21 protein-coding genes are annotated in these 20,665 nt (G+C 61.3%); 12 read left to right on the top strand and 9 right to left on the bottom strand.

What is annotated here, in order from left to right; genetic code table 11:
* Positions 1–104: 104 nt before the first annotated feature.
* Entirely contained in the window at positions 105–506 is a 402-nt protein-coding gene (locus ACYVHK_RS12190) for a hypothetical protein (RefSeq protein WP_460532009.1), read from the bottom strand.
* Positions 507–1,120: 614 nt separating this feature from the next.
* On the opposite strand from ACYVHK_RS12190, the gene ACYVHK_RS12185 reads away from it, so the two are divergent.
* The 5 genes from ACYVHK_RS12185 to ACYVHK_RS12165 all read left to right on the top strand — a co-directional run bounded on the left by ACYVHK_RS12185 (position 1,121) and on the right by ACYVHK_RS12165 (position 5,182).
* Positions 1,121–2,728: an eCIS core domain-containing protein gene (locus ACYVHK_RS12185; RefSeq protein WP_460532006.1), complete on the top strand. Its 1,608-nt coding sequence runs from the start codon at positions 1,121–1,123 to the stop codon at positions 2,726–2,728.
* Between the two features lie 145 nt (positions 2,729–2,873).
* The gene (locus ACYVHK_RS12180) at positions 2,874–3,206 is read left to right on the top strand and encodes an antibiotic biosynthesis monooxygenase family protein (RefSeq protein ID WP_460532003.1); all 333 of its coding nucleotides are present in this window, start codon (positions 2,874–2,876) and stop codon (positions 3,204–3,206) included.
* Between the two features lie 127 nt (positions 3,207–3,333).
* Positions 3,334–3,894: a hypothetical protein gene (locus ACYVHK_RS12175; protein WP_460532000.1), complete on the top strand. Its 561-nt coding sequence runs from the start codon at positions 3,334–3,336 to the stop codon at positions 3,892–3,894.
* Positions 3,895–4,242: 348 nt separating this feature from the next.
* On the top strand, positions 4,243–4,761 hold the full coding sequence (locus ACYVHK_RS12170; RefSeq protein WP_460531997.1) for a DUF1993 domain-containing protein: 519 nt from the start codon (positions 4,243–4,245) through the stop codon (positions 4,759–4,761).
* A 28-nt stretch (positions 4,762–4,789) separates the two neighbouring features.
* Positions 4,790–5,182 (top strand): VOC family protein, encoded by a 393-nt coding sequence (locus ACYVHK_RS12165; protein WP_460531994.1) that lies wholly within the window; start codon positions 4,790–4,792, stop codon positions 5,180–5,182.
* A 125-nt stretch (positions 5,183–5,307) separates the two neighbouring features.
* Here the strand turns inward: ACYVHK_RS12165 and ACYVHK_RS12160 are convergent, their stop codons facing one another.
* Positions 5,308–7,833 (bottom strand): S9 family peptidase, encoded by a 2,526-nt coding sequence (locus ACYVHK_RS12160; protein ID WP_460531991.1) that lies wholly within the window; start codon positions 7,831–7,833, stop codon positions 5,308–5,310.
* Between the two features lie 375 nt (positions 7,834–8,208).
* On the opposite strand from ACYVHK_RS12160, the gene ACYVHK_RS12155 reads away from it, so the two are divergent.
* Positions 8,209–8,502 carry a hypothetical protein gene (locus ACYVHK_RS12155; RefSeq protein ID WP_460531988.1) on the top strand — a complete coding sequence of 98 codons (294 nt, stop codon included), beginning with the start codon at positions 8,209–8,211 and terminating at the stop codon, positions 8,500–8,502.
* A gap of 45 nt (positions 8,503–8,547) precedes the next feature.
* On the opposite strand, the gene ACYVHK_RS12150 is transcribed toward ACYVHK_RS12155, so the two are convergent.
* A complete protein-coding gene (locus tag ACYVHK_RS12150; RefSeq protein ID WP_460531985.1) occupies positions 8,548–9,183 on the bottom strand; it encodes a hypothetical protein in 636 nt (211 codons plus the stop codon).
* A 96-nt stretch (positions 9,184–9,279) separates the two neighbouring features.
* Between ACYVHK_RS12150 and ACYVHK_RS12145 the strand changes: the two genes are divergently transcribed.
* From ACYVHK_RS12145 to ACYVHK_RS12135, 3 genes are all read left to right on the top strand, one after another.
* Positions 9,280–10,329 (top strand): AraC family transcriptional regulator, encoded by a 1,050-nt coding sequence (locus ACYVHK_RS12145; RefSeq protein ID WP_460531981.1) that lies wholly within the window; start codon positions 9,280–9,282, stop codon positions 10,327–10,329.
* A 128-nt stretch (positions 10,330–10,457) separates the two neighbouring features.
* Positions 10,458–10,919 (top strand): hypothetical protein, encoded by a 462-nt coding sequence (locus ACYVHK_RS12140; RefSeq protein ID WP_460531978.1) that lies wholly within the window; start codon positions 10,458–10,460, stop codon positions 10,917–10,919.
* A gap of 149 nt (positions 10,920–11,068) precedes the next feature.
* Entirely contained in the window at positions 11,069–11,635 is a 567-nt protein-coding gene (locus ACYVHK_RS12135) for a hypothetical protein (protein WP_460531975.1), read from the top strand.
* A gap of 73 nt (positions 11,636–11,708) precedes the next feature.
* Here the strand turns inward: ACYVHK_RS12135 and ampC are convergent, their stop codons facing one another.
* The 6 genes from ampC to ACYVHK_RS12105 all read right to left on the bottom strand — a co-directional run bounded on the left by ampC (position 11,709) and on the right by ACYVHK_RS12105 (position 17,361).
* Positions 11,709–12,866: a class C beta-lactamase gene (gene ampC / locus ACYVHK_RS12130; protein ID WP_460534055.1), complete on the bottom strand. Its 1,158-nt coding sequence runs from the start codon at positions 12,864–12,866 to the stop codon at positions 11,709–11,711.
* A 74-nt stretch (positions 12,867–12,940) separates the two neighbouring features.
* On the bottom strand, positions 12,941–13,822 hold the full coding sequence (bla, locus tag ACYVHK_RS12125; protein ID WP_460531972.1) for a serine hydrolase: 882 nt from the start codon (positions 13,820–13,822) through the stop codon (positions 12,941–12,943).
* A 36-nt stretch (positions 13,823–13,858) separates the two neighbouring features.
* On the bottom strand, positions 13,859–14,749 hold the full coding sequence (bla, locus tag ACYVHK_RS12120; protein ID WP_460531969.1) for a serine hydrolase: 891 nt from the start codon (positions 14,747–14,749) through the stop codon (positions 13,859–13,861).
* A gap of 259 nt (positions 14,750–15,008) precedes the next feature.
* The gene (locus ACYVHK_RS12115) at positions 15,009–15,350 is read right to left on the bottom strand and encodes a YbjQ family protein (protein WP_460531966.1); all 342 of its coding nucleotides are present in this window, start codon (positions 15,348–15,350) and stop codon (positions 15,009–15,011) included.
* Between the two features lie 110 nt (positions 15,351–15,460).
* Positions 15,461–16,159, bottom strand: a complete 699-nt coding sequence (locus ACYVHK_RS12110; protein ID WP_460531963.1) for a DUF2711 family protein — start codon at positions 16,157–16,159, stop codon at positions 15,461–15,463.
* A gap of 569 nt (positions 16,160–16,728) precedes the next feature.
* A complete protein-coding gene (locus tag ACYVHK_RS12105; RefSeq protein WP_460531960.1) occupies positions 16,729–17,361 on the bottom strand; it encodes a TetR/AcrR family transcriptional regulator in 633 nt (210 codons plus the stop codon).
* Between the two features lie 102 nt (positions 17,362–17,463).
* On the opposite strand from ACYVHK_RS12105, the gene ACYVHK_RS12100 reads away from it, so the two are divergent.
* From ACYVHK_RS12100 to ACYVHK_RS12090, 3 genes are all read left to right on the top strand, one after another.
* Positions 17,464–18,657: a TCR/Tet family MFS transporter gene (locus tag ACYVHK_RS12100; protein WP_460531957.1), complete on the top strand. Its 1,194-nt coding sequence runs from the start codon at positions 17,464–17,466 to the stop codon at positions 18,655–18,657.
* 268 nt (positions 18,658–18,925) lie between these two features.
* Positions 18,926–19,423, top strand: coding sequence for a GNAT family N-acetyltransferase (locus ACYVHK_RS12095; protein ID WP_460531954.1), 498 nt, complete (start codon positions 18,926–18,928; stop codon positions 19,421–19,423).
* A 170-nt stretch (positions 19,424–19,593) separates the two neighbouring features.
* The gene (locus tag ACYVHK_RS12090) at positions 19,594–20,589 is read left to right on the top strand and encodes a choice-of-anchor tandem repeat NxxGxxAF-containing protein (protein ID WP_460531951.1); all 996 of its coding nucleotides are present in this window, start codon (positions 19,594–19,596) and stop codon (positions 20,587–20,589) included.
* Positions 20,590–20,665 lie beyond the last annotated feature (76 nt).

The raw sequence follows: 20,665 nt of genomic DNA, 5'->3' as shown, positions 1-20,665 counted from the left end.
CCTCTCTTCGCAGCATGTCGGTTGAACGTGGAAAAGCGTTCCCCGGGTAGCGGCATCTGCTGCGCGATACCAGCTCCGGAGTGGCTACGGCGGGGTTCGGAAGGCTAGGGTGTCGGGTCGCGGCCGATCAGTATCTGGATACGGGCGTTCTTGCCTGGCGTGCCAGCGGCAAAGCTGTTGCTGAGCTTGAGCGAGTTGGGTGCCACCGCGAACAGCGTGGCCACGCCACTGCCGTAGATCTGCGGCCCCAAGAGGCTGATGGCCGGGGAGTCGGCCGCACCGGCGTTGGTCTTGAACTGGATCTCCGGCCCGTAAAGGCTGGACTGGATGACCAGCAGCTGGATACGGCTGGCCACGGTGGGTTGCAGCTCCACCAATTGGCTGGCGGTGCCGGCAGGGAGCACGATGTCGAGGACGTCGTAAGCACCGATCTCATCGGTCTGTGCGATGGTCCAGGTCGGGCCGTCAGCGATGGCAACCCTGATATTGAGCGTAACAGTGGACATGCCAGGTCTCCTTCCGAAGACGTGTGCCTAGGATTTAACGAAGTTCAGACAGCGGTATTCAGTGCGTGCTGAGCACAGCGCGCAGGGGCCTAGTGAGGACTGGGCCGAGATGGCGGTCTGGAGCGGGACGGCGGATGGATAGGGCAGCTAGGAGGTGCCAGAACCAGCTGTGGGTTCGGCGAAGAATGCATCAAACAGACGTAAAGCAACCGCAGGCCAGGGAGCCTAGACATGATTCCTCCTCAAACCCTGTATTTGTCTTTCTATTTTGTGCGGTAGGTATACATGCTGCACTGCGACTTTTTCAAGTTGGGCCAGTAATTTGGCGACCAACGGTTTTGAGCGCGATTTTCCTTGGGACAAATGCCCGAATAGGTCGTCAGATCAGGCATCCACAGTGAAAAAGAGGGGGCGCGTTTCAGGCAGGTTACAGTGAGGTTGAACTTGCCTGAATCACGGAAAAGCCCCGGCCTGTCTGACTCTTGCGAACAGAATGACCGTCTGTCGGCAGAACGGGCCGTTTGCTGGGATATCCGCCTTTTTCATCCATATGAATGATAGTCAGCGCCTGCTGTCCGGGCTGACACTGGCGCCATATTCAGGGAGCCGTGATCATGCAGACCTTTGCACGCAAGCCCAAGACATCAAAGCGGACAGGCCGTGGCCGCGGGGTGCCGGCACTTGCTGGACGGCTGAACCCCGGCAGGCAAGCAGGGAGCGGCAACAAGCAGGGATTACAATCGCCGGTCAGCAGCATGGTCGAGATGGGCGGCGCGAGTCTGGCGAACCGGGTGAAGTCACGGTTCGCGTTGGACTTTGCTACGCCAGAACCGGCGGATCGCCCGGTCGGCGTGCAGTTTGTCCCTGCGAACTGGGCGGGCAAGGCGCGTATCCACACCGATGCTTCTGCCGCCGTCGCAGCGCAAACCCGCCATGCCGATGCCTATACCCAGGGCGGTGATATCTATTTCGATGCCGGCCGCTACAGGCCGGACCTGCCAAGCGGCCGCCGCTTGCTGCTGCACGAGCTCGCCCACGTGGCGCAGCAGCGCAATCCCGGGCGTCCTGCCTCCACCGAGGCACTCGAAGCCGAGGCCGACCAAGTAACGACGCATGCCCTTGCAGGACGAAGCAGCCGGGTGCGCCTGAGTGCAGCGCCTGATCAAGCGCTGCACCAGCAGACCAACTGGACGACCGGTGATGTGTTCGCCGATACGGAGGCGGCCAAGCAGATCAAGAACCAGGGTGGGCTGTTCTCTGGTAACGACCAAGCACACGTCAACGTCAGCGCGAGAGGGAAGCTGGCCTACGATGCCGGCCACACGACACCGGAGGATGGATTTCGCTGGAGCAAGCTGAAGAACATTGTTGATAGCGGGCATGTGAAGATATTCGCCGTGCCCGACAGCCATAAGTTCAAGGTCAAGGAATCGGCCAAGGGCCTTGCTGACCGCAGCATTGCCGACATCCGCGGCATTGTGCTGGACCCGACCGTGATGGGTGTCACCTTGTCATCAGGTGGCATGAGCCCGGACGGCACTTACACCATGATCTACTACGACAAGGATGCGGGCATCGGTGCGCTGACCCATGAGCTATTCGGGCATGAGTGGCTGGCGCAGATGGGCTTGCCATCGGGACATCCACCCAGCGGCTCGGCGGAGGAGAAGGCGACCGGGACGCTGATCCCCTCCCATCAGGTGACAGACCCGTTCGGGAATATCTATTCCGGTACCGTGCGCAACTACATCGCCAAGTACATTGAGGCCCTGGGTACCAACGTCAAGGTCAATAGCGCCGGCGGCGGCCAGAAAAGTGTGCCGAAGTCGCCAACGCAGGGGGTGGGCCGGGAAGCGGTCGTCAAGGCCTTGAATGATCTCTACACCCTGGCCGCAACAGACTTGCGTAAGAACCAGTACGACGCGCCGATAGCGCAGGCTTGGCGTAGCCTCTGCAATAACTACGACCTGATGCAACAGAATGCGGAGGCGATCCGTAACACCAATTCCGATCTGACCTACACCAAGGAGATCATGGTTATCCTCTGCGTGCTGCTGTTCAATAGCTGGAAAGCAGATCAGCAGGCCGGGTTTCGTATCCTGCTGGCGGATTACACATTGGGCCGCGCCGGGTTCACCACCAATGAGTTATCCACCCAGGTTGAGGCGGCGGTCGGTGCAGCGCCTGGCCTTTTCAGCCCAGGTTCTGCCACATCGCCCTAGGGCACCAGCAGACATGGGCGTAGCCTGATATGACCCGCTGGCCATGCTGTCGGGCTAGTACTCGGATTTTTATTGATGTAAAGCCGACTTGAAGTTCTAGGATGCCATCATCGTGTGCATGGGCACACTCCTTGGAGCATCCAGTATGTCTCAGCAGCCTGTCGTCCCCAGCACGTCCTTGTTTCGCGTCGACAAGTTCTCGGTTCCGGCGGCGGCCTCAGCCGCTTTTGCCGAACGCTTGCGGCATATCCAGGCACTACTGAGTTCCATGCCGGGCTGCCGTCAGAATCGGGTGTTGACCCAGGTGAGCGGCCCGAGCGAATTCAATATGGTGACTATCGTGGAATGGGAAAGCGCCGACGCGATGGCGGTGGCCCAGGCGGCCACGCAGAAACACTACGCGGAGCAGGGTTTTGATCCCAAGGCCTTCATGCAGCAGCATGGCATCCGGCCGGATATGGGGCTGTACGGCGCGTGATGGGCCTGGCGCCTGGGTTGCAGGATGTCCAGGTAATTTGGACAGTGCGGATCAGGCAGATTTCGCTTGATCAAGTGTCTGCCGTGAGCGACGCTAGATGATCGACCACTCTGTGCCCAGGCAAACCATGCCGTCACGTATTGGCCAGGACCGTTTCGTGCTACAGCGCGATCACAAGGGCCTGGTTGCCATCCTGCCTACCCGCAAGCACTGGCTCAGCATTTTCTTCCTCTGCCTGTGGCTGGTCTTCTGGTTGACTGCCGAAGTCGCAGTCATCAAGGAACTGGTCGGCCACACCAGCCGGCGTTCTCCCGGCTTCATGATCTTCTGGCTGGTCTTCTGGACCCTGGGCGGGATCTGGGCGTCGCTATTCCTGCTTTGGCAACTGGTGGGGACCGAGGTTTTGCGTATTACCTCTACCACCTTGTCCCAGCGCATCCAGGTATTCCGTCTCGGCATCACGCGGCAGTATCCGCTGGATGCCATCACCGGCCTGCGTGTCGTCCATCATGACCCCTCGGGCTACCGCCGACGTCGGACCTTTATTCCACCCTTGCTGGGCAAGGGCAATGGGGCCATTGCGTTCGAGTACGACAGGAAGGCCGTCTATCTGGGAGCATCGCTGGATGAGACCGAGGCGGCCAAGCTGGTCACGGCGTTGACCTGGTATTTGCCGGGGCGCTTGTGAGATAAGCTGGCGGTATTTATGTAGCGGCTGTTGCCGCATTATCCGCACTGTGTGCGGTTTGAATGCGGGAGTGCGTCCCGCGGCCGCCTTACTTTCTTTTGCATCGCCAAAAGAAGAGTAAGCAAAGCAAAGGCGACCCCGACAGCACCGCCCGCTACGCGGGTTCCTTGCGCTTCTCACCCGTCTCGGCCGGAGAGCGAAACTCGCCGGCAAGCCGGCTCAGACAACGCTCCCCGGACGGCCCCGAGACGGGTTGCGATGCTCAGCGGCGCTCACGGGGGCCGTGCGCTCCGTGGTGAGCTACTGCGTGGCTCGTCCGTGAGCTTTGGTCAATCTCAGGAATAACGTATGCCCCTCTCGCTTCATGCCGCCTCCGTTCCCGTTTTCCGTCGCTATCTAGAGCAACTGTCCTCGCTGGTACAGATTGGGGAAGCCCACTGCCATCGCTGCGAACAAGATCCGTCCGACTTGCTGCAGGCACGTCTGGCAGATGACATGCTGCCTTTTTACAAGCAGGTGGAGGTGGCGGTGAATTTCAGCTTTAGAACCTGCTATCCGCTGGCAGGCCTGCCCATCCCGGACTATGTGGGCTACGAACTGAGTTTTGAAGGTTTGCAGTCGTATATCTCACGTGGTCTGGCGTTGCTGGCTGCGCTTGACCCGGCAGACTTCGATCCCGCGACCGAGCGGGTGATCCACGCCGAAGCCGGGCAGGGCCGGTTTGATATTGTGGCCAGCGAGTACCTGCTGCAGTACGGCCTGCCCAATCACCTATTCCACTTCAGCATGGCTTACGCCATCCTGCGTCACCTAGGGGCGCCGGTGGGGAAGCGGGATTTTGATGGGTTTCATGTTTATCCGCGCTGAGCACCGATATTGAATCGAGGAGACAACCATGCAGATCAAACTCGCCAGCGTAACGGTCGATGACCAGGACAAGGCGCTGGATTTCTATACCCGGGTGCTCGGCTTTGAAAAGCTGCACGATATCCCCATGGGGCCGTTCCGCTGGCTGACGGTGACGTCCCCGGAGGGCGCGGTGGGTGCGGAACTGGTGCTGGAGCCGATGGGGTTCCCGCCTGCGCAGGTCTACCAGAAGGCGCTGTTCGATGCCGGCATCCCGTCGACGGCCTTCATCACCCATGATGTGATGGCAGAGTATGCGCGCCTGAAGGCGTTGGGTGTGGTGTTCCGGGGGGAGCCCAAGAGCATGGGACCGATCACGGCGGTGATCTTTGAGGATGGCTGCGGCAATCTGATCAACCTGGTGCAGCCGGCGGTCCAGTGAGGTACCGGGCCAGTCACTGAGCCTTTCCAAATGAAAAAGCCGGGCCTACCCATGGGTAGCCCGGCTTATTCTTTACCGCTAAACCAGCCTGCCGTCGCTTCCTTGCGGCCTGCGACGGCGAGGGCTTACTTGGCGGCGACTGGTGTGCCGCTGGCGCGGGACGGTGCTGCCTTCACGTACTTGTCGAACCAGCGCAGCATTTCATAGATCTGCTGTTCGTTCGATTCCTTGGCGGTATACCAGTGCGGCTCATGCGGCAGCATCACCAGGCGGGTGGTGCCGCCGTTGCCGCGGATTGCCTCGTACAGCTTGGTGGCTTGCAGCGGGGTGGTGCCAGGGTTGGCATCGTCGGCGCCGTGCATGATCAGGAGCGGGGTCTTGATCTTGTCGGCGTAGAAGAAGGTCGAGACCTTCTGGTAGACATCGGCGGCTTCCCAGACCGAACGACGCTCGCTCTGGAAGCCGAACGGGGTGAGGGTCTTGTTGTAGGAACCGCTGGTGGCGACGCCGGCACGGAACAGGTCCGAATGGGCGACCAGGTTGGCGGTCATCAGGGCGCCATGGCTATGACCGGTCACACCCACGCGCTCGGGGTCTGCCACGCCCAGGCGAACGGCTTCGTCCACTGCGGCCTTGGCATCGGCAACCAGTTGCTCCATGTAGGTGTCGTAGGCTTTCTTCGGGTCACCCACCACCGGGAAGGAGGCGTTGTCGATGATGGCGTAGCCTGCCATCAGCAACAGGCGGTAGCCCTTCAGACGGGTGAAGGTGGCTTGCGAGCCGGATACCTGGCCGGCCTTGGACGCATCGGCATAGTCGAGCGGATAGGCGTACAGAATGGTCGGTACGCGGGTGCCTTCCTTGTAGCCGGGCGGGGTGTACAGCGTGAACGACAGGTCAACGCCATCGGCGCGCTTGTACTTCACCAGCCGCTTCTTGATATCGCGTACGGCGGGCGTCGGGTCGGCAATGTGCGTCACGGCGGTGCTGGTGCTGGCATAGACCGCTTCGCCGGCGGGTGCGTCGATCGTTGCGCCCAGTGTGCGGATGTAGGCGTTCGGTGCATCGGTCGGCGACTGGTGCCAGGTCAGGAAGCGCTTCGAATCTGGGCCGGTGAAAGCCAGGAAGCGCTCCAGCACGGTCTTGTCGCTACGGAACAGGCGCTCGGTCTTCTGGGTCTTGAGGTCGTACCGGTCGAGGAAAGGACGGTCGCCATCGGGCGAGGCGCCGTTGCCGGACAGGAAGATGCTGTCACCTTCCTGGCGCAGGACCACGGTGCCGTTCGGCAGCCGGCGCAGCACTGGGTTACCCGGGTTGCCGTATTTTTCTTCGGTCGAGAGATCCCACAGGAGGCGAGGCTGCTGCTTGCTGTCGTCGAGGTTGACGACAAAGCTGCGACGCCAGTGGCGGTTGTGATCGTACTCGTTCAGGAGGGCAATGTTGGCTTGCTCACCCCAGATGATGCCGGCGTAGCGTTGCTCGGTGCGGGCAACCTCGACCGCTGCGGCCTTGAACGGCGCCTTCTGCAGCATGATCTTGTCGCGGGCCGGAACCTTCACGTTCCAGTCACCGCCGTCCAGTGCCTCGGCCCAGACCAGGGTGGCCGGGTCGGTGGGGCGCCAGAGGAAGTCACGCGGACCCAGCGGTTCGCCATGGATAGGCACCCGGTCAGCCAGCGGTAGCGAGGCGATATGCTGGTTCACGGCAGCCGAACGCTTCGAGATATCCCAGACGTCCACTTCACGCGGGAAGCGATCATGCGTGGTGACATAGGAGTAAGGCTTGTGGATGGTGGCGACCAGCAGGTGCTTGCCACCGGGTGCCGGATCGAGCTGGGCGTAGCGGTCCGGCTTGCCGATCGGCGTGATCTTGCCAGTGTCGGCATCGATCAGGGCGATCTGCGCGGTACCGTAGTAGTCGAACAGGTTCTCGTCGTGCGCGTTGTTCAGGGTGTCACGCGTTTCGTAGGTGCTGCTCTGGCCTTTTTCGCCGTCGGCTTCCTGAATGCTCGGGCCGGCTGGCATGGTGGGCGCGACCGGCGGTGGGCCCATGCGCTGCGGCACCAGTTTGACCAGCAGGGTCTTCTGGTCCGGCATCCATTGCAGTTCGTCGCCGAGCATCTGGTTCAAGTGCACACCGTTGATACGGCGGATGGCGCCGGTTTTGCCGTCACCTACCCACAATTCGACCGTGTCGGCCGTGACGTTCTCGAACACAAAGCGCTTGCCATCGGCACTCCAGGCCGGCCCGGTGGCGCAGCCTTCGGGCAGCTTGATCTGGCGCTGGCTGCCATCGGCAACCGTGACCAGATCCGCCGTGGCCGCGCAGGGGTTGATGCCGTAACCGCCGGGGGTGTCATGGCGACTATGGTTTTTGGGTTCGATACGCACGCCACCCAGGCGCAGGAAAGGCGTGGCAACGCGGGCGATGGAGGGGTATTCCTGCAGGGATACCAGCAGCATCTGCTCGCGGGTGGGGCTGATATAGGCCGCGGGTGGCGACGGTGCGCGCATCACGTCCAGAATGTTCTTGGGTGGCTGGCTGTAGCCGGATGCCACGGGCGTAGCGGCCGGTGCGGCGCTCAGCGCCGGTACGAAGCACGCTGCCAGGGCAGTAAGCCCGAAACGGGCCAAAGTGTGTTGAGCGGACAAGCAATACCCTCCTGTATATTCATCCGGGCTTGAGCTTTGTTGCTCAAGCCTGGGATGGGAATGGCTGATTCAGCAGCTTGTGGCTGCTACATGCTGTTGGGGTGTGGACAAGACGAAAGCAAACCCTGGACACGCTGGCTGCCGGGCGGCAGCCCCTGTCCGTCGCCGTGCGGCGATGGAACGGGAGGGCAGAGAATAGCAGATGGGTTGCCTGGTGTTGGCGCTGTTGGCGATAAGCCACACCTGCTTGTTATGGGTGCGATGGTGGCGTGGTATTCTGGGTAATCCCGCTTTATAAGCAACGAGTTAGCATATATTTTATACGCGCTGGATTAGGCAAGTCATTGCTGATGCATCGCTCGCAAGGCCAGGTAAATGACACCTCAGGAAAAGAAACGGTTGAGCTACGCCAAGGATCGAAGGAATACCTACGGAGAGAACAGCAAGTCCTCCCGCAAGAACATCCCCCTGTCCAAGGCGCTGAGTCTCCGTGCCGAGCGGCATGCGCAAGCAACCCTGCTGGTTGAGGTGCTTCGCTTGGCGAATAGCGCCGATGCCGATCTGATTGAAAATCAGCTTCGGGCCACCCCACCCCGCGCTTGGCGGAAATGGCCAGACCAGCCGCTGGGTGAAGTGCTTCAGCGCAAGGTACGTAGCGGCGTGCGCTAGTACGGGCCAGCCCAAAGGATGACCCACTCTCCCATGTGGTTGACCTCAAATCCAACCCAACACCCCACCAAACACCCCCAGCCCGGTCAACACGGTGGTTGCCAAGCCACCCACGACGGTGAGCTGCCGTCGGGTCGACGGCATGTCATGCACCCAGTAGGCCACGGCAAAGAAGGGCAGATAGCCGATCAGCCAGATCAGTAGCGGTGCGCCGACGTTCCACCATGGCCATTCCCAGGTCAGCGCGCCGATATGGTTGAGCCAGAGCTCCACCAGTACGCACAGCACCGAGCTGACGCCGGCGATCAGCCAGCGGTTGTTGATGCCGAGGATTTTCAGTTGCCGGTCCGCCGGCAGGGCGCGTACCGCGAACAGGCCCATGATGGCGAACATGAAGCTGATTTCGATATTGAGGCCGATCAGGATTACATAGGCCGACCCGCCCGGCGTGCCCCAGGCGGGAGCGTAGCCGGTGAAGTGGAACAACAGGCCGTTGCCGATCTCGTTGACCCAGTCCATCAGCCAGAAGGCGATACCGCCCAGCACCACGCTCCAACGCCTGGCGGCGGCCTGCTCGCCATAGGCGTGGATGACCAACAGCAGGATGGGAATGACGTGCCACTGGAAGTGGCTGGGGTCACGCAGCAGGGCGTGCGCCTGCGCGGCGGAGGGGGCGATCATGGCAAGTCTCCGTTGTGGTTGTCTTGCGCATGTTAGAGCGCACGCCCACCTACAGGCTTGACATGGCGGGCCAGTGTTTTGACACTTCAGGCCATCATGCAGACCGCCATTGACATAGCCAACCCAGACCTGCCGGTAGACGGCAGCGTACCCACTGGCTATGTGCGGCTGCTGTTCGATTACCTGCACCAGCAGGGGCAGGATGCCGGCGCGGTGCTGGGCGAGCCTGGCCCCGACCCAGAGCGTGAACCTGCCTATGCGGCGAGCCGCTGGCGCCAGTTGTTAAGGCGGGCCGCGAACCGGTTGGGGGACCCGGCGCTGGGTTTGCAGATCGGTGCCACTATCACACCGGCGCACTTGGGGCCGCTGGGTTATGTGTTCCTGGTCTCCAGCTCGGTCACGACGGCCATGGCGCGCTATATGCGCTACCAGCGGCTGGTGCACGACGTGAGCCCTGTCCGGCACTATCTCGACGGCGGTTTACTGGTGCTGGAGTGGGGAGAGGATGCGCGGGCCATTGGCCTGCTGGCCAACCAGTGCGGGTTGGCGGCCCTGTTGCACTTTGCCCGGCAGATCACGGGCATCCAGGTCGTGCCGGAGGCAGTGCACTTTGTAGAGCCGGCGCCCCAGGATGTCGCACCCTATGTCCGCTTCTTTGGCTGCCCGGTGCTGTTTGGCCAGTCCGCGACGCGTATCCAGTTCCTCGCGTCCTTCCTCGAGCTGCCCTTGCGCCAGCCCGACCCGGCCTTGGCCGCCCTGCTGGAGCAGCAGGTGGCGCGCTTGCTGGCCGCCATGCCGGACAAGGATTATTTCCTGCAGGATCTGCGCCGCCTGCTCTCCCAACTGTTGCTACAGGGGGAGCCGGCGCTGGAGCACTGTGCCGATGGCCTGCATCTCTCGGGCCGTACCCTGCGTCGCCGGCTGCAGGAGCGGGGCTGGTGCTATCGGGACCTGCTGGAAGACACCCGCTACTGCCTGGCGCGGGACTATCTGCGTGACCCGCGGTTGACCCTGCCCGAGATTGCCCTGCTGCTGGGCTACTCCGAGCAGAGCGCCTTCAGCCGGGCGTTCCGGCGCTGGAGCGGAACGACGCCGCAGCGTTGGCGATGGTCTGCGCGGGCATCAACTACAACCCTTGGGTTGTAAGTGGGTTTTACAATCTATGACTTGTAAAGCTTGCGGGCACGGACGCGATTCAAGACCTAGCCGAAAATCGCGCAAGCACGACCTAACACGCGTGATCAGATGCCGCCAGACGGGTTTGGGGCACAATCATGCAGGTACACCGCCCAAGTACCTGCTTTGCTGTGGTCGGTGATATTGCTTTGTATTCTGCCGCGCCCAGCGAGCGTGAGACCCCTTGTCATCGCGGATTGCTGACGGCGGCATTGGGCCAAGCGCAGGCGCAGGAGTTGTCAACGGCCAAGGGCTGGTCGAGCGCGGATATCAGTGCGGCAAACCGGGGCTGTACGCTCGCGGTCGTGGGCCCGCAGCGTAAGGCATTTCTGGAGAAAGGTGCCGAGCAAGGCAATGCCGGAGCCGCCAAGGAGTGGGAGGTCGTTGAACCCATTCTGAACAAAGAGTTTGGCAAGACCTGTAGCTGCGTGATCAATGATGTTGCCGCCAAAATCAGCCGTGATCAGTTCTTCAAGGACGGGCAGGCCGCGATGGCCAAGGCATTGAGAGATATCGTCAAACCTCAGGCTAAATGCTCGCGCGATATGGAAGCCATGTAGAAAGCGGTGCTGCAGAAACGGCTTGAAATGAGAAGCGCCAGGGAATCGCTTTCGTTCAGATTGCTTGATCCTGGTGGAAAGCAGCAACTGGCTGAGTAAGTTTATCAGCGGACCAGGCAGGACGGCTCGTAGAGGGGGATAAGTCACGAATGAAAACAAAACCAAAATCGCCGCGCTACCAGATGGAGAACACGCTGGAAGGACTGCGCGTCACTATTCCGGCCGAGCGGCACAGCTTTATCATGCTGTTTCTGATGGTCTGGGTATGCGGCTGGTTGGTGGGCGAAGTGCTCGTGATTGGTCAACTGTTCAACCCGAAAGCCGACTCATCCTATTTGTTCCGTCTGTGCTGGTTTGTGGGCTGGACGCTAGGCGGGGTCATGGCGATCTGCTCATTGATCTGGCAATGCGCAGGCAGGGAAATCGTTACCTTGAACGCGGCTGTCTTGCTGCATCGCGTTGAAGCATTTGGCGTCGGTCAAGATCGTGCCTACCCGGTAGTAGCGGTGAAGGATCTTCGAGTTTTCGAGCGGCCGCTCTCAGATGAAGGTCACCAGTCCTTGTTTCCCCCGATTCTGGGTTTTAGTAGCGGGCCTATCGCCTTCGACTATGCGGGCAAGACCATCTGGCTTGCTTCCTCCTTGGAAGTTGGGGACGCCAAGGTACTGGTAAGTGCCCTGGCGGCGAAGCTACCTCAGAGGGTGTTTCAATCCTGACCACCCCGCGCTGCGGAGTCTGGCAAGCGTGTGCCTTCGCTGGGGCGTAATTTGCCCCCGACCGCAGCGCCAACTATTTCATGGCGGGTGCAAGCTGAATCAAGATCGCATGGGCCGCTTTTATACGCGCCGGAATCGGGTAGTTCTTGTTGGCCAGCATCACAATCCCGATCTTCTCGGCCGGTATAAACGCTGCGTAGGCACCAAAGCCGCCGGTGGAGCCCGTCTTGTTGAAGAGCGTGGGACCTTTGGGAAGCGTCGGATTGGCAAGCTGGTGCGCAGGGTTGGGGTCCCAGATCATGGCTTCTGAATTACCAGCCTGCAGTTGCTTGAGCGAAACCGGGTAGGGGTACTGTTCCCAACCCAGGCCCTGCACCATGGGGCCGACCTGGAAGTAGCCCACGTGAGTGCCTTTCACGGCCTGCTGCATGGTCTCCGGCAGGGTGCTCGGGTCGATGTTGGCCTGCAGATAGCGGATCATGTCGGCCGAGGTGGATTTGATACCGTAGGTCTCGGCGGCGAACCCGCCCGGGTTGGCCCGCACGGCCTGGTTGGCCTTGTTATAACCCCAGGCATAGCTTGGCATTGCCTGCTCGGGCACTCGCACATGGGTGTGTGCCAGGCCCAAGGGGGAGAGCAGCTGCGTTGCCATGGCATCGGCAAAATCCTGCTTCAGTGCCAGTGCGGTGACATGGCCGAACAGGCCCAGGCTGGGGTTGGAGTAGCGGCGTTGCTTGCCGGGCGCGGCGGTCGGTTTCCACTGTTGGTAGTAGCTGGTCAGGTCGCCGCTGTTTTCGACCGTTTCCGGGAACTGCAGCGGCAGGCCGCCCGCGGTGTAGGTCCCCAGGTTGAGCACGCTGGCCTTGTCGATGGCGCTGCCTTTGAGTTCCGGCATGTAGCGGGAAGGATGGTCGCCCAGCGATAGCTTACCCTGGCTCAGGGCGTGGCTGGCCAGGGTGGCGGTGAAGGTCTTGCTGACGGAACCCAGCTCGAACAAGGTCGCCTCGGTCACCGGCGTCTGGGCCTCCCGGGAGGCGACGCCGTAGTTGAAATAGCGCACCTGGCCCTTGATGGTCACGGCGACGGCCATGCCGGGTACGTCGTACTCGGTCATGAGCGGGCGTATGGCGGCATCGACGGCGGTGCGCAGGGTATCGGTGCCTTCTGCGGCCTGGGCTGGCAGAAAGCTGGCAGCGATGAAGGCCAAGGTGCTGCGGCGGGCAAAGGTGATGGGGGTAAACAAGTGGGTCTTCCTCGGTGTCGTTGGTTTGCCGGGCTCTAGGGTCGGCTAAAGGGCGCTGCGGTTCAGGTGAGCGTCTCGGCCACGATCCGCGCTGCCATCGCCAATACCTCGTTGCGATAGGGCGCGTCCGGGGTCGGATGCGTGAAGTAGATCGCCAGCACGATGGGAGGGCGATCCTTGGGCCAGACCACACCCACGTCGTTGGCGGTGCCATAGGCGCCGCTGCCGGTCTTGTCTGCCACCTGCCAGACCTTGGGTACGCCGGCCCGTATGCGGGTTGCGCCGGTGGTGTTGCCCAGCATCCAGTCACTGAGCTGCACTTGCTGCACCTTGCCCAGTGCATCGCCCAGCAACAGCCGCTGCAGGTCCCTGGCCATGGCGGCCGGGCTGGTGGTGTCGCGCGGATCGCCCGGCAGGGCGGTATTGAGTTCGGTCTCCCAGCGGTCCAGCCGGAAGGTCTCGTCGCCAATCGAACGGGCGTAGGCCGTCACTGCGGCTGTCCCGCCCACCAGCTTGATCAGCAGGTTGCCGGCGGTATTGTCGCTGTACTGCAGGGTGGCGGCGCAGAGTTCGGCCACGGTCATACCTGTGCCCACATGCTGCTCGGTAATGGGCGAGTAGCTGACCAGTACGTCCTTAGCGTAGGTGATCCTTTGCTGCAGCAGGCCGGGCTCGGTCTCGCTGCGTTTGAGTACGGCGGATGCCACGATGACCTTGAAGGTACTGCAGAACGGAAAGCGCTCATCGGCACGGTGGCTGCTCTGCGCACCGTTGGCCGTGTTGATTGCGGCAACGCCCAGCCTGCCGCCGCTGGCGGCTTCCAGGGCGGCCAGCCGGCTCTGGGTGGTGTAGCCGGCCAGGCTGTCGGGGAGGGAGGTGCAGGCGGCTAGCGGCAGGGCGGCGGAGGCAAGCAACAGATTGCGGCGGCTGGGGGAGTGGGGCACGGGTTTCTCCGGTGTTCGGGTTGGCTGGACGCGGGCTTAGGCGAAGGTTTCCGCGACAATCCTCGCGGCCATGGCCAATACCTCGTTGTGATGGGGGGCGTCCTGGTCCGGGTGAGTGAAGTAGATCGCCAGCACGATCGGCGGCTTGTCCTTGGGCCAGAGCACGCCGACGTCGTTCGCACTACCGTAGTCACCGCTGCCGGTCTTGTCCGCTACCTGCCAGTCCTTGGGCACACCGGCCCGTATGCGTGTCGTACCGGTGGTGCTGCCCAGCATCCATGTCACCAGCTGCTGGCGTTGCGCGTTGCCGAGCGCCTGGCCCAGGGCAAGTGCCTGCAGGCTTTTCATCATGGCTGTCGGGGTCGTCGTATCGCGTGGGTCGCCCGGCAGGGCGGTCTTGAGTTCGGTCAACCGGCGGTCGAGGCGAAAGACTTCGTCGCCGATGGACCGGGCATGGGCCGTAACCGCCGCCGTGCCGCCCAATTGTTCGATCAGCAGGTTGCCGGCGGTGTTGTCACTGTACTGCAGGGTGGCAGCGCAGAGTTCGGCCACGGTCATGCCGGTGGCTACGTGCTGCTCGGCAATGGACGAGTTGTTGACCAGCGCGGCCTTGGTGTAACGGACCTTTTGCTGCAGCAGGCCGGGCTCGGTCTCGCTGCGCTTGAGGATGGCGGATGCCAGGAGAACCTTGAACGTGCTGCAAAACGCAAAGCGTTCATCGGCACGGTGGCTCAGTTGCGCGCCGTTGGCGGTGTTCAACGCGGCGACCCCGAGCCGGCCGCCGGAGGCCGCCTCGAGCGCAGCCAGGCGGCTGGTGCTGCTGGCTTGGTTGGGCTGTGCCGGTTGCGAGGCCCAGGAGGTACTGGCGGCCAGGGGCAGGGCGGCGGAGGCAAGCAGCAGGTTGCGGCGGCAGGGGGAGTGGCGCATGGGGTTTCTCCGGTGATTGACAGGGGCATCGGCCTGTTCAAGGCCGGCCGATTGCAATGACGGGAGAGTCTGCCGCAGGCCTACTCAGGCGGGGAGGGCATGTGGTGTAACGTGTGGAACATCCTGCTGCGCCATCGCCGGTTGCACGCATTGGCTTAGCCGAAGGCGTGACCGACGAGGGTCTGTTCCATGCAGGTTCTGGCATGGTTCAAGTGACCTGCTCCGCCGGTACTGCAGGGGTGCAGGCCCCCAAGGCGGTTCAGGCAGCAGGGCGTTCCGGGACAACGGTCACGGCGGTGCCGTAGCAGAGGACTTCGGTCAGGCCGGCCATCAGCTCGGTGGCGTCGTAGCGCATGGCAATGATGGCGTTGGCCCCATGCTCCTGGGCATGCCGGCACATCAAGGCATAGGTCTCCGCGCGGGCCTGCTCGCAAAGCGAGGTATAGATGGTGATATTGCCGCCGAACAGCGACTGCAGGCCACCGAAGAAATTACCGACGATGGAACGCGAGCGGACGGTAATCCCCCGCACCACGCCATGATTTTTGACCACGACATAGCCCGGAAGGGTAAGGGCGGTAGTGACCATTGCGTCTTGCATGGTGGGTCCTTTCCATGAAGTGACGAGAATTGGACGGTGTGGTCAGGAGGCTGTGAATGGTTAGTTCAGATTCCATCGCTACGGGGTGTAGGACCTTCTCCGCAGGAGCCTCACTGTGGGTGGAGACTCCAATACACTTGGGTTGTTGGCGTGCATGAGAAGCCCTCCAGATTAGATTGCTCTGCCAAGCGGGCGATCACTGCTGAGGAGGCACAGAAGAAGGAGAAATGGCTATCCCAATGGGTGGTCCAGAGTATGCGTTTGTCTGGTGTAAACACATTGCAAGGGCCGGAGGTTAGCTCGGTATCGTCGGCTTTCAGGTCTTCGATCCAGTGAAGCTTTCTTTCTGTACAAAGCTCATCGCCTACCCATACCCATTCGTATCCCTGCTGTTGAATAAAAGCCAAGACCTTGTCCTGGAGTGACCAGGAGAACGCGCCTTCGTTGGGTGGCGCAATGGATTGGTGTTCGAAAAGGTCGCTAATTGCCTTGACGTACCTTGCATTGGCTTGGGTGGTCCTAATTGCACCGATCTTAGCTCGCAGGCCAAGATCAACTTCTGCCAGCGTATCTAACCCGGTCATTGAGCGCACCTGCTCCCATCGTACGGGCTCGCAGCCCGCTTTTAATTCCGTATTGCTCAAGCAGACGTCTGAAAGGAAGCGTTCTTTTTCCATCTCTACCAGGCGGATGAATGGGCTAAGCATCACATATACCGATTCAAACGTTCCCGCGTAGTACTCCAGAACCAAGCCATTAACTGGGCATGTGGCATAGGCGTCAACTGGGGGGAGAGTACGAGTGGTCATCAAGTATCGCTTTTTTGTCGTGCGTATTAGCAGAATCGTAAACCGCACGATGGAGTTATCTATCGTATGGGGCGCTGTGTAGCTGATCGTGCATCGTCAAGATCGATTGTCCAGTTGGCATAGCGTCTGACGTGGTCTTTGCGGCTGGAAAGGCATTTGCGACACACTGCCAGTGTGGTTTCGCGATCAATATGGAGCGCAAGGCGCAGCTGGTCTTTGAACTGCTCCGCGAAGTTGCCACTTTCCAATCTATCCGCAATGCATGTGACGACCTGTGTACGGTGGGTACGCCCGAGCGAGCAATGCTTCAGACGTCGGGCCATCATGGATCGCGCCCGACCATGCCAAGTGCGTCTTGTCTCGGCCAGAAAGAATTGAATGCATTGTTCAATGCCCCAAGGTTCCGGCTTCAGCAAGCAATCGGCCAGGGCATGCAACGCTGGCTTGGAGTAGGTAGCGATTTCCGCATGCGGTGTGGGTATGGCGGTGCGGTGTATTTCGCGCATGGATATTTGATCAAACCATCAGACGAATTACTGATCAGGATTCATTACGCTGGCCTTGCTTGCTCAAGCATAAGGCGTCCCCGCCATCGCCGCATTCAACCCCTTGCTGCCCTTATCCACCAGTGCGAGAAAGACCGCTTTCGCCGCTTCGACATCCTGCCCCTGCCTGAAGGTTTTGTGTGCCTGGGTGAGGGCCACCGCCCAGGTGGCGACGAGCAGGCGGGCGGCCAGGTGGGCATCGGGGTCGGCCGGTTCCCGTCCTGCGCCTTCGGCCAGTGCCGCCGCGACCACCTGCACGATCTCGTCACCGATCGCCCTGGCCCGCGCCTTGAGGGTCTCGCTGCTTTCTATGGTCTCGATAAAGCGTTGGCCGCCGGGGGTGAAGCTGACATAGGGGCCCCGCTCTGCCACCAGCCGCTGCGCGAGCAGGCGCAAGGCTTCGATCGGGGTGACGCCGGGTGCGCGCTGCCGTAGCACTTCGCGTAGCAGCTCGCGGCCGGCTTCGTCGCGATCAAAAAACATATCTTCCTTGCGCGGGAAGTGATTGAACACCGTCATCCGTCCGACATCGGCAGCGGCTGCGATTTCGTCGACCGTGACCTGATCGAAGCCGCGCTCAAGGAAAAGGCGCGTGGCGGCGTCGGAAATGGTCTGACGGGTTGCGAGGCGCTTGCGGGATTGACGGTCAGACGGCATTGACAGGGAGTCCTTGATCACTTAATTTGTGTACTGAGTACATATTTTGATTAAGTATATGAAAACACAAGTTGATCGTGTGAGCGAGAGGCCGTGCTTGTCATGAACCGGCCGCTCATCGCTATCTTCACCGCCATTGTCCTTGACGCTGCGGGTATCGGTCTCATCTTTCCGATTCTGCCTACGCTGCTGCAGGATGTAACCCACGCTGGCAATGTGGCGCCCTATATCGGCATCATGACCGCGCTGTACGCGATCATGCAGTTCATTTTCGCACCGGTGCTCGGTTCGCTGAGCGACCGTATCGGCCGGCGGCCGGTGCTGCTGGTCTCGCTCGCCGGCGCAGCCATCAACTATCTGATCCTGGCCTTTGCGCCCAGTCTCTGGATGTTGCTGCTCGGTCGCGCCATTGCGGGCCTGACCAGTGCCAATATCTCGGTAGCGACCGCCTATATCACCGACATCACGCCCGAAGATCAACGTGCCCGCCGTTTTGGCCTGTTTAATGCCATGTTCGGTATTGGCTTCATCATCGGCCCCGTGCTCGGCGGCGCGTTGGGTGACTACTGGCTGCGGCTGCCCTTCATTGCGGCAGCGGTGCTGAATGGTGTGAATCTCCTGCTGGCGTTCTTCATGCTGCCCGAGTCGCGCACGCCGACGCGGGAGAAGATCGACCTGGCCGCGCTGAACCCGCTGCGGCCGCTGCGCTGGGTGTTCTCGATGAAGCGCCTGCTGCCCGTTACCCTCATCTTCTTCATCTTCAGCGCCACCGGCGAGGTCTACGGTACGTGCTGGGCGCTGTGGGGGAGCGATACCTTCCAGTGGAACGGGCTCTGGATCGGGCTTTCTCTCGGTACCTTCGGTGTCTGCCAGACCCTGGCCCAGGCCTTCCTGCCTGGCCCGGCAGTGAAACTGCTGGGTGAGCGGGCGACCATCCTGGTGGGCATTACCGGCGCCTGCCTTGCTCTGCTGGTCATGGCCTTCGCAACCCAGGGCTGGATGATCTTCGCGATCATGCCGATCTTCGCCCTTGGCGGCATTGGCGCGCCGGCCTTGCAGTCGTTGGCAACCCGGCAGGTTGACGAGCGCGAGCAGGGCCAGTTCCAGGGCGTGCTGGCCTCGGCCGTTAGCCTCGCTTCCATCGTCTGTCCGCTGGTGTTCTCAAGCCTGTACTTCGTGTTCCAGTCGCAATGGCCGGGAGCGATCTGGCTGACCGTCGTCCTGATCTATGCACTCATGGTGCCGCTGGTGCTGGGCTTGCGGCTGGAGCGGCCTGCCACGGCGCCAGCGATGTAGTGCAGACAGCAGACGGAGGCCTTTAAATCCCGTCGTAGGGGCGGCCATGTGCATCTATCTGCGCCTACTTGGTGGCAGCTTTGGTACGCGAGGTACATGGCCAGTTGTCCCTCATCGCTCTGCAAAAAGAGCGGGCACCTTGATTGGCATCAAATGCAGGTAGCAGTACCCGAAAAAACGTCTCGACTACGTCATGTCCTTCCAGCATTGGCCATCCCTACGTACGATGTTGGCCATCATCACCGAAAACCGCAGCAAGGAACCACCCATGAACCTCGTCATTCGACCGGCACGCCCCAGCGATGCGGCAGTGATCCTGCACTTTATCCGCGAGCTGGCTATCTATGAAAAGGCCGAGCACGAAGTCGTTTCGACCGTGGAGTCGATCACGCAGCAGTTGTTTGGTGATGCGCCGCATGTCCACGCACGGATCTGCGAAGTGGACGGCCAGGCCGCCGGGTTCTCGATCTACTTCTTTTCGTTCTCCACCTGGCAGGGAAAGAAGGGCCTCTACCTGGAAGACCTCTATGTCTCGCCGGATTTTCGAGGGTCTGGCGCGGGCAAGCGCATGCTGCAGGATCTGGCGCAGATTGCGGTGGAGGCAGATTGCGGCCGCTTTGAGTGGAGTGTGCTGGACTGGAATGAACCGGCGATCCGCTTCTACGAATCGCTCGGTGCCAGCGCGCAGAGCGAATGGGTACGCTATCGACTTACCGGAGATGCGCTGCGCAAGGTCGCCTCTGGTGAGGCCGCTGCCGTAGCCTGAGACCAGGTGGTTTGGGTTGAGGGAAGCGAACCCAACGCGCGTCGTTAACGTCTGTGCCTGGATCAGAAGCTCGCTTTCTGGTGCACATCCGGCATACCTGAAGTATGGTTCAATTCGTCCTGAACCCTTGTTGCCCGATTGGAATGACAGTGCGCTTCAGGCCTTACACTTTGACGATCATCGCCGCGAATGATGGCCGATTTGTCGACTTCGCGCCCTATGTGGCCTCCATCAGCGACGATGGCGTCGTTGCCTTCCAGGCGACCTTGCCGGACGGGCACAGCGGGGTATTTACCAGCGATGGCAGGGCGATCACCGATGTTGCCGTAACGACGACGGCCAACTGCCCGGTATTGCGATTCTCCAGCCACCCGGATATCAACCGGGCTGGCACCCTGACCATCTATGGTGTGTTGAGGAATGACGAGGACGCCTTGCTGCTGTACGCCAACGGCCAGCTGAGCGTGACCGGCGTACGCGAGCAGTTCGCCGGCATTGGCCCCTTGGGCCCGACCATGAACGAGCAGGATGACGTGGCGTTCCGCGGCACCTTGCAGGATGGCCGGGCGGGTATTCATCTCCGACACGGGACCGAGTCCATCACGGTTGCGGCAGTGGGTGAGTCCTATCGTGGTTTTGAAGGCTTGCCGGTGGTCAATAACCACGGCCAGGTCGTGTTCCGGGCGGACATGCAGGATGGCCGACAGGGTGTCTTCTTGTACGAGGAAGGGCGGTGTACGACCGTGGTGATGACGGGTGACGCCTTTGCCGAGATCGCACGCTTTCCTATCGTGAACGACCAGGGCACCGTCGCGTTCGTCGCCACGCGTAGCTCCGGTGAGCCCGGGATATTTACCTCGACCGCAGGCAGCACGACTTGCCTGCTGGATGCCGCAGCCGGGTTCGAAAGCTACCGTGGGGTGCTGATCAACAACGCGGGGCTCGTTGCTTTCTACGGGACCCCCATCGGCGGGGCGCTTGGTATCTATGCTGGGCCGGACCCACTCAGACATCGGCTTATCGGTCTTGGCGACACCTTATTTGATGGCACGGTCGTTGATTTTGCCCTGAACCCCGTCTCCGTCAATGAACGTGGACAACTGGCCATCCGTGTCGCGCTCAGCGATGGGCGCCAGTACATCTTGCGGGGTGATCCGGCTAGCTGAAAACATGCGGTGATAGAAATGCAAAGACGGGAATCAATCATGATTGATCCCCGTCTTTTTCATTCTGATCAACTGC

The organism is Chitinimonas naiadis (assembly GCF_054780835.1).
This window is presented reverse-complemented; position numbering and strand designations above follow the sequence as displayed.

Coding starts and splice junctions, on each gene's coding strand:
- bla (WP_460531969.1), bottom strand. CDS start 14,749: ATGCGCCACTCCCCCTGCCGCCGCAACCTGCTGCTTGCCTCCGCCGCC.
- ACYVHK_RS12150 (WP_460531985.1), bottom strand. CDS start 9,183: ATGATCGCCCCCTCCGCCGCGCAGGCGCACGCCCTGCTGCGTGACCCC.
- ACYVHK_RS12180 (WP_460532003.1), top strand. CDS start 2,874: ATGTCTCAGCAGCCTGTCGTCCCCAGCACGTCCTTGTTTCGCGTCGAC.
- ACYVHK_RS12190 (WP_460532009.1), bottom strand. CDS start 506: ATGTCCACTGTTACGCTCAATATCAGGGTTGCCATCGCTGACGGCCCG.
- ACYVHK_RS12175 (WP_460532000.1), top strand. CDS start 3,334: ATGCCGTCACGTATTGGCCAGGACCGTTTCGTGCTACAGCGCGATCAC.
- ACYVHK_RS12155 (WP_460531988.1), top strand. CDS start 8,209: ATGACACCTCAGGAAAAGAAACGGTTGAGCTACGCCAAGGATCGAAGG.
- ACYVHK_RS12185 (WP_460532006.1), top strand. CDS start 1,121: ATGCAGACCTTTGCACGCAAGCCCAAGACATCAAAGCGGACAGGCCGT.
- ACYVHK_RS12105 (WP_460531960.1), bottom strand. CDS start 17,361: ATGCCGTCTGACCGTCAATCCCGCAAGCGCCTCGCAACCCGTCAGACC.
- ACYVHK_RS12095 (WP_460531954.1), top strand. CDS start 18,926: ATGAACCTCGTCATTCGACCGGCACGCCCCAGCGATGCGGCAGTGATC.
- ACYVHK_RS12110 (WP_460531963.1), bottom strand. CDS start 16,159: ATGACCACTCGTACTCTCCCCCCAGTTGACGCCTATGCCACATGCCCA.
- ACYVHK_RS12135 (WP_460531975.1), top strand. CDS start 11,069: ATGAAAACAAAACCAAAATCGCCGCGCTACCAGATGGAGAACACGCTG.
- ACYVHK_RS12115 (WP_460531966.1), bottom strand. CDS start 15,350: ATGCAAGACGCAATGGTCACTACCGCCCTTACCCTTCCGGGCTATGTC.
- ACYVHK_RS12100 (WP_460531957.1), top strand. CDS start 17,464: ATGAACCGGCCGCTCATCGCTATCTTCACCGCCATTGTCCTTGACGCT.
- ACYVHK_RS12140 (WP_460531978.1), top strand. CDS start 10,458: ATGCAGGTACACCGCCCAAGTACCTGCTTTGCTGTGGTCGGTGATATT.
- ACYVHK_RS12165 (WP_460531994.1), top strand. CDS start 4,790: ATGCAGATCAAACTCGCCAGCGTAACGGTCGATGACCAGGACAAGGCG.
- ACYVHK_RS12145 (WP_460531981.1), top strand. CDS start 9,280: ATGCAGACCGCCATTGACATAGCCAACCCAGACCTGCCGGTAGACGGC.
- ACYVHK_RS12170 (WP_460531997.1), top strand. CDS start 4,243: ATGCCCCTCTCGCTTCATGCCGCCTCCGTTCCCGTTTTCCGTCGCTAT.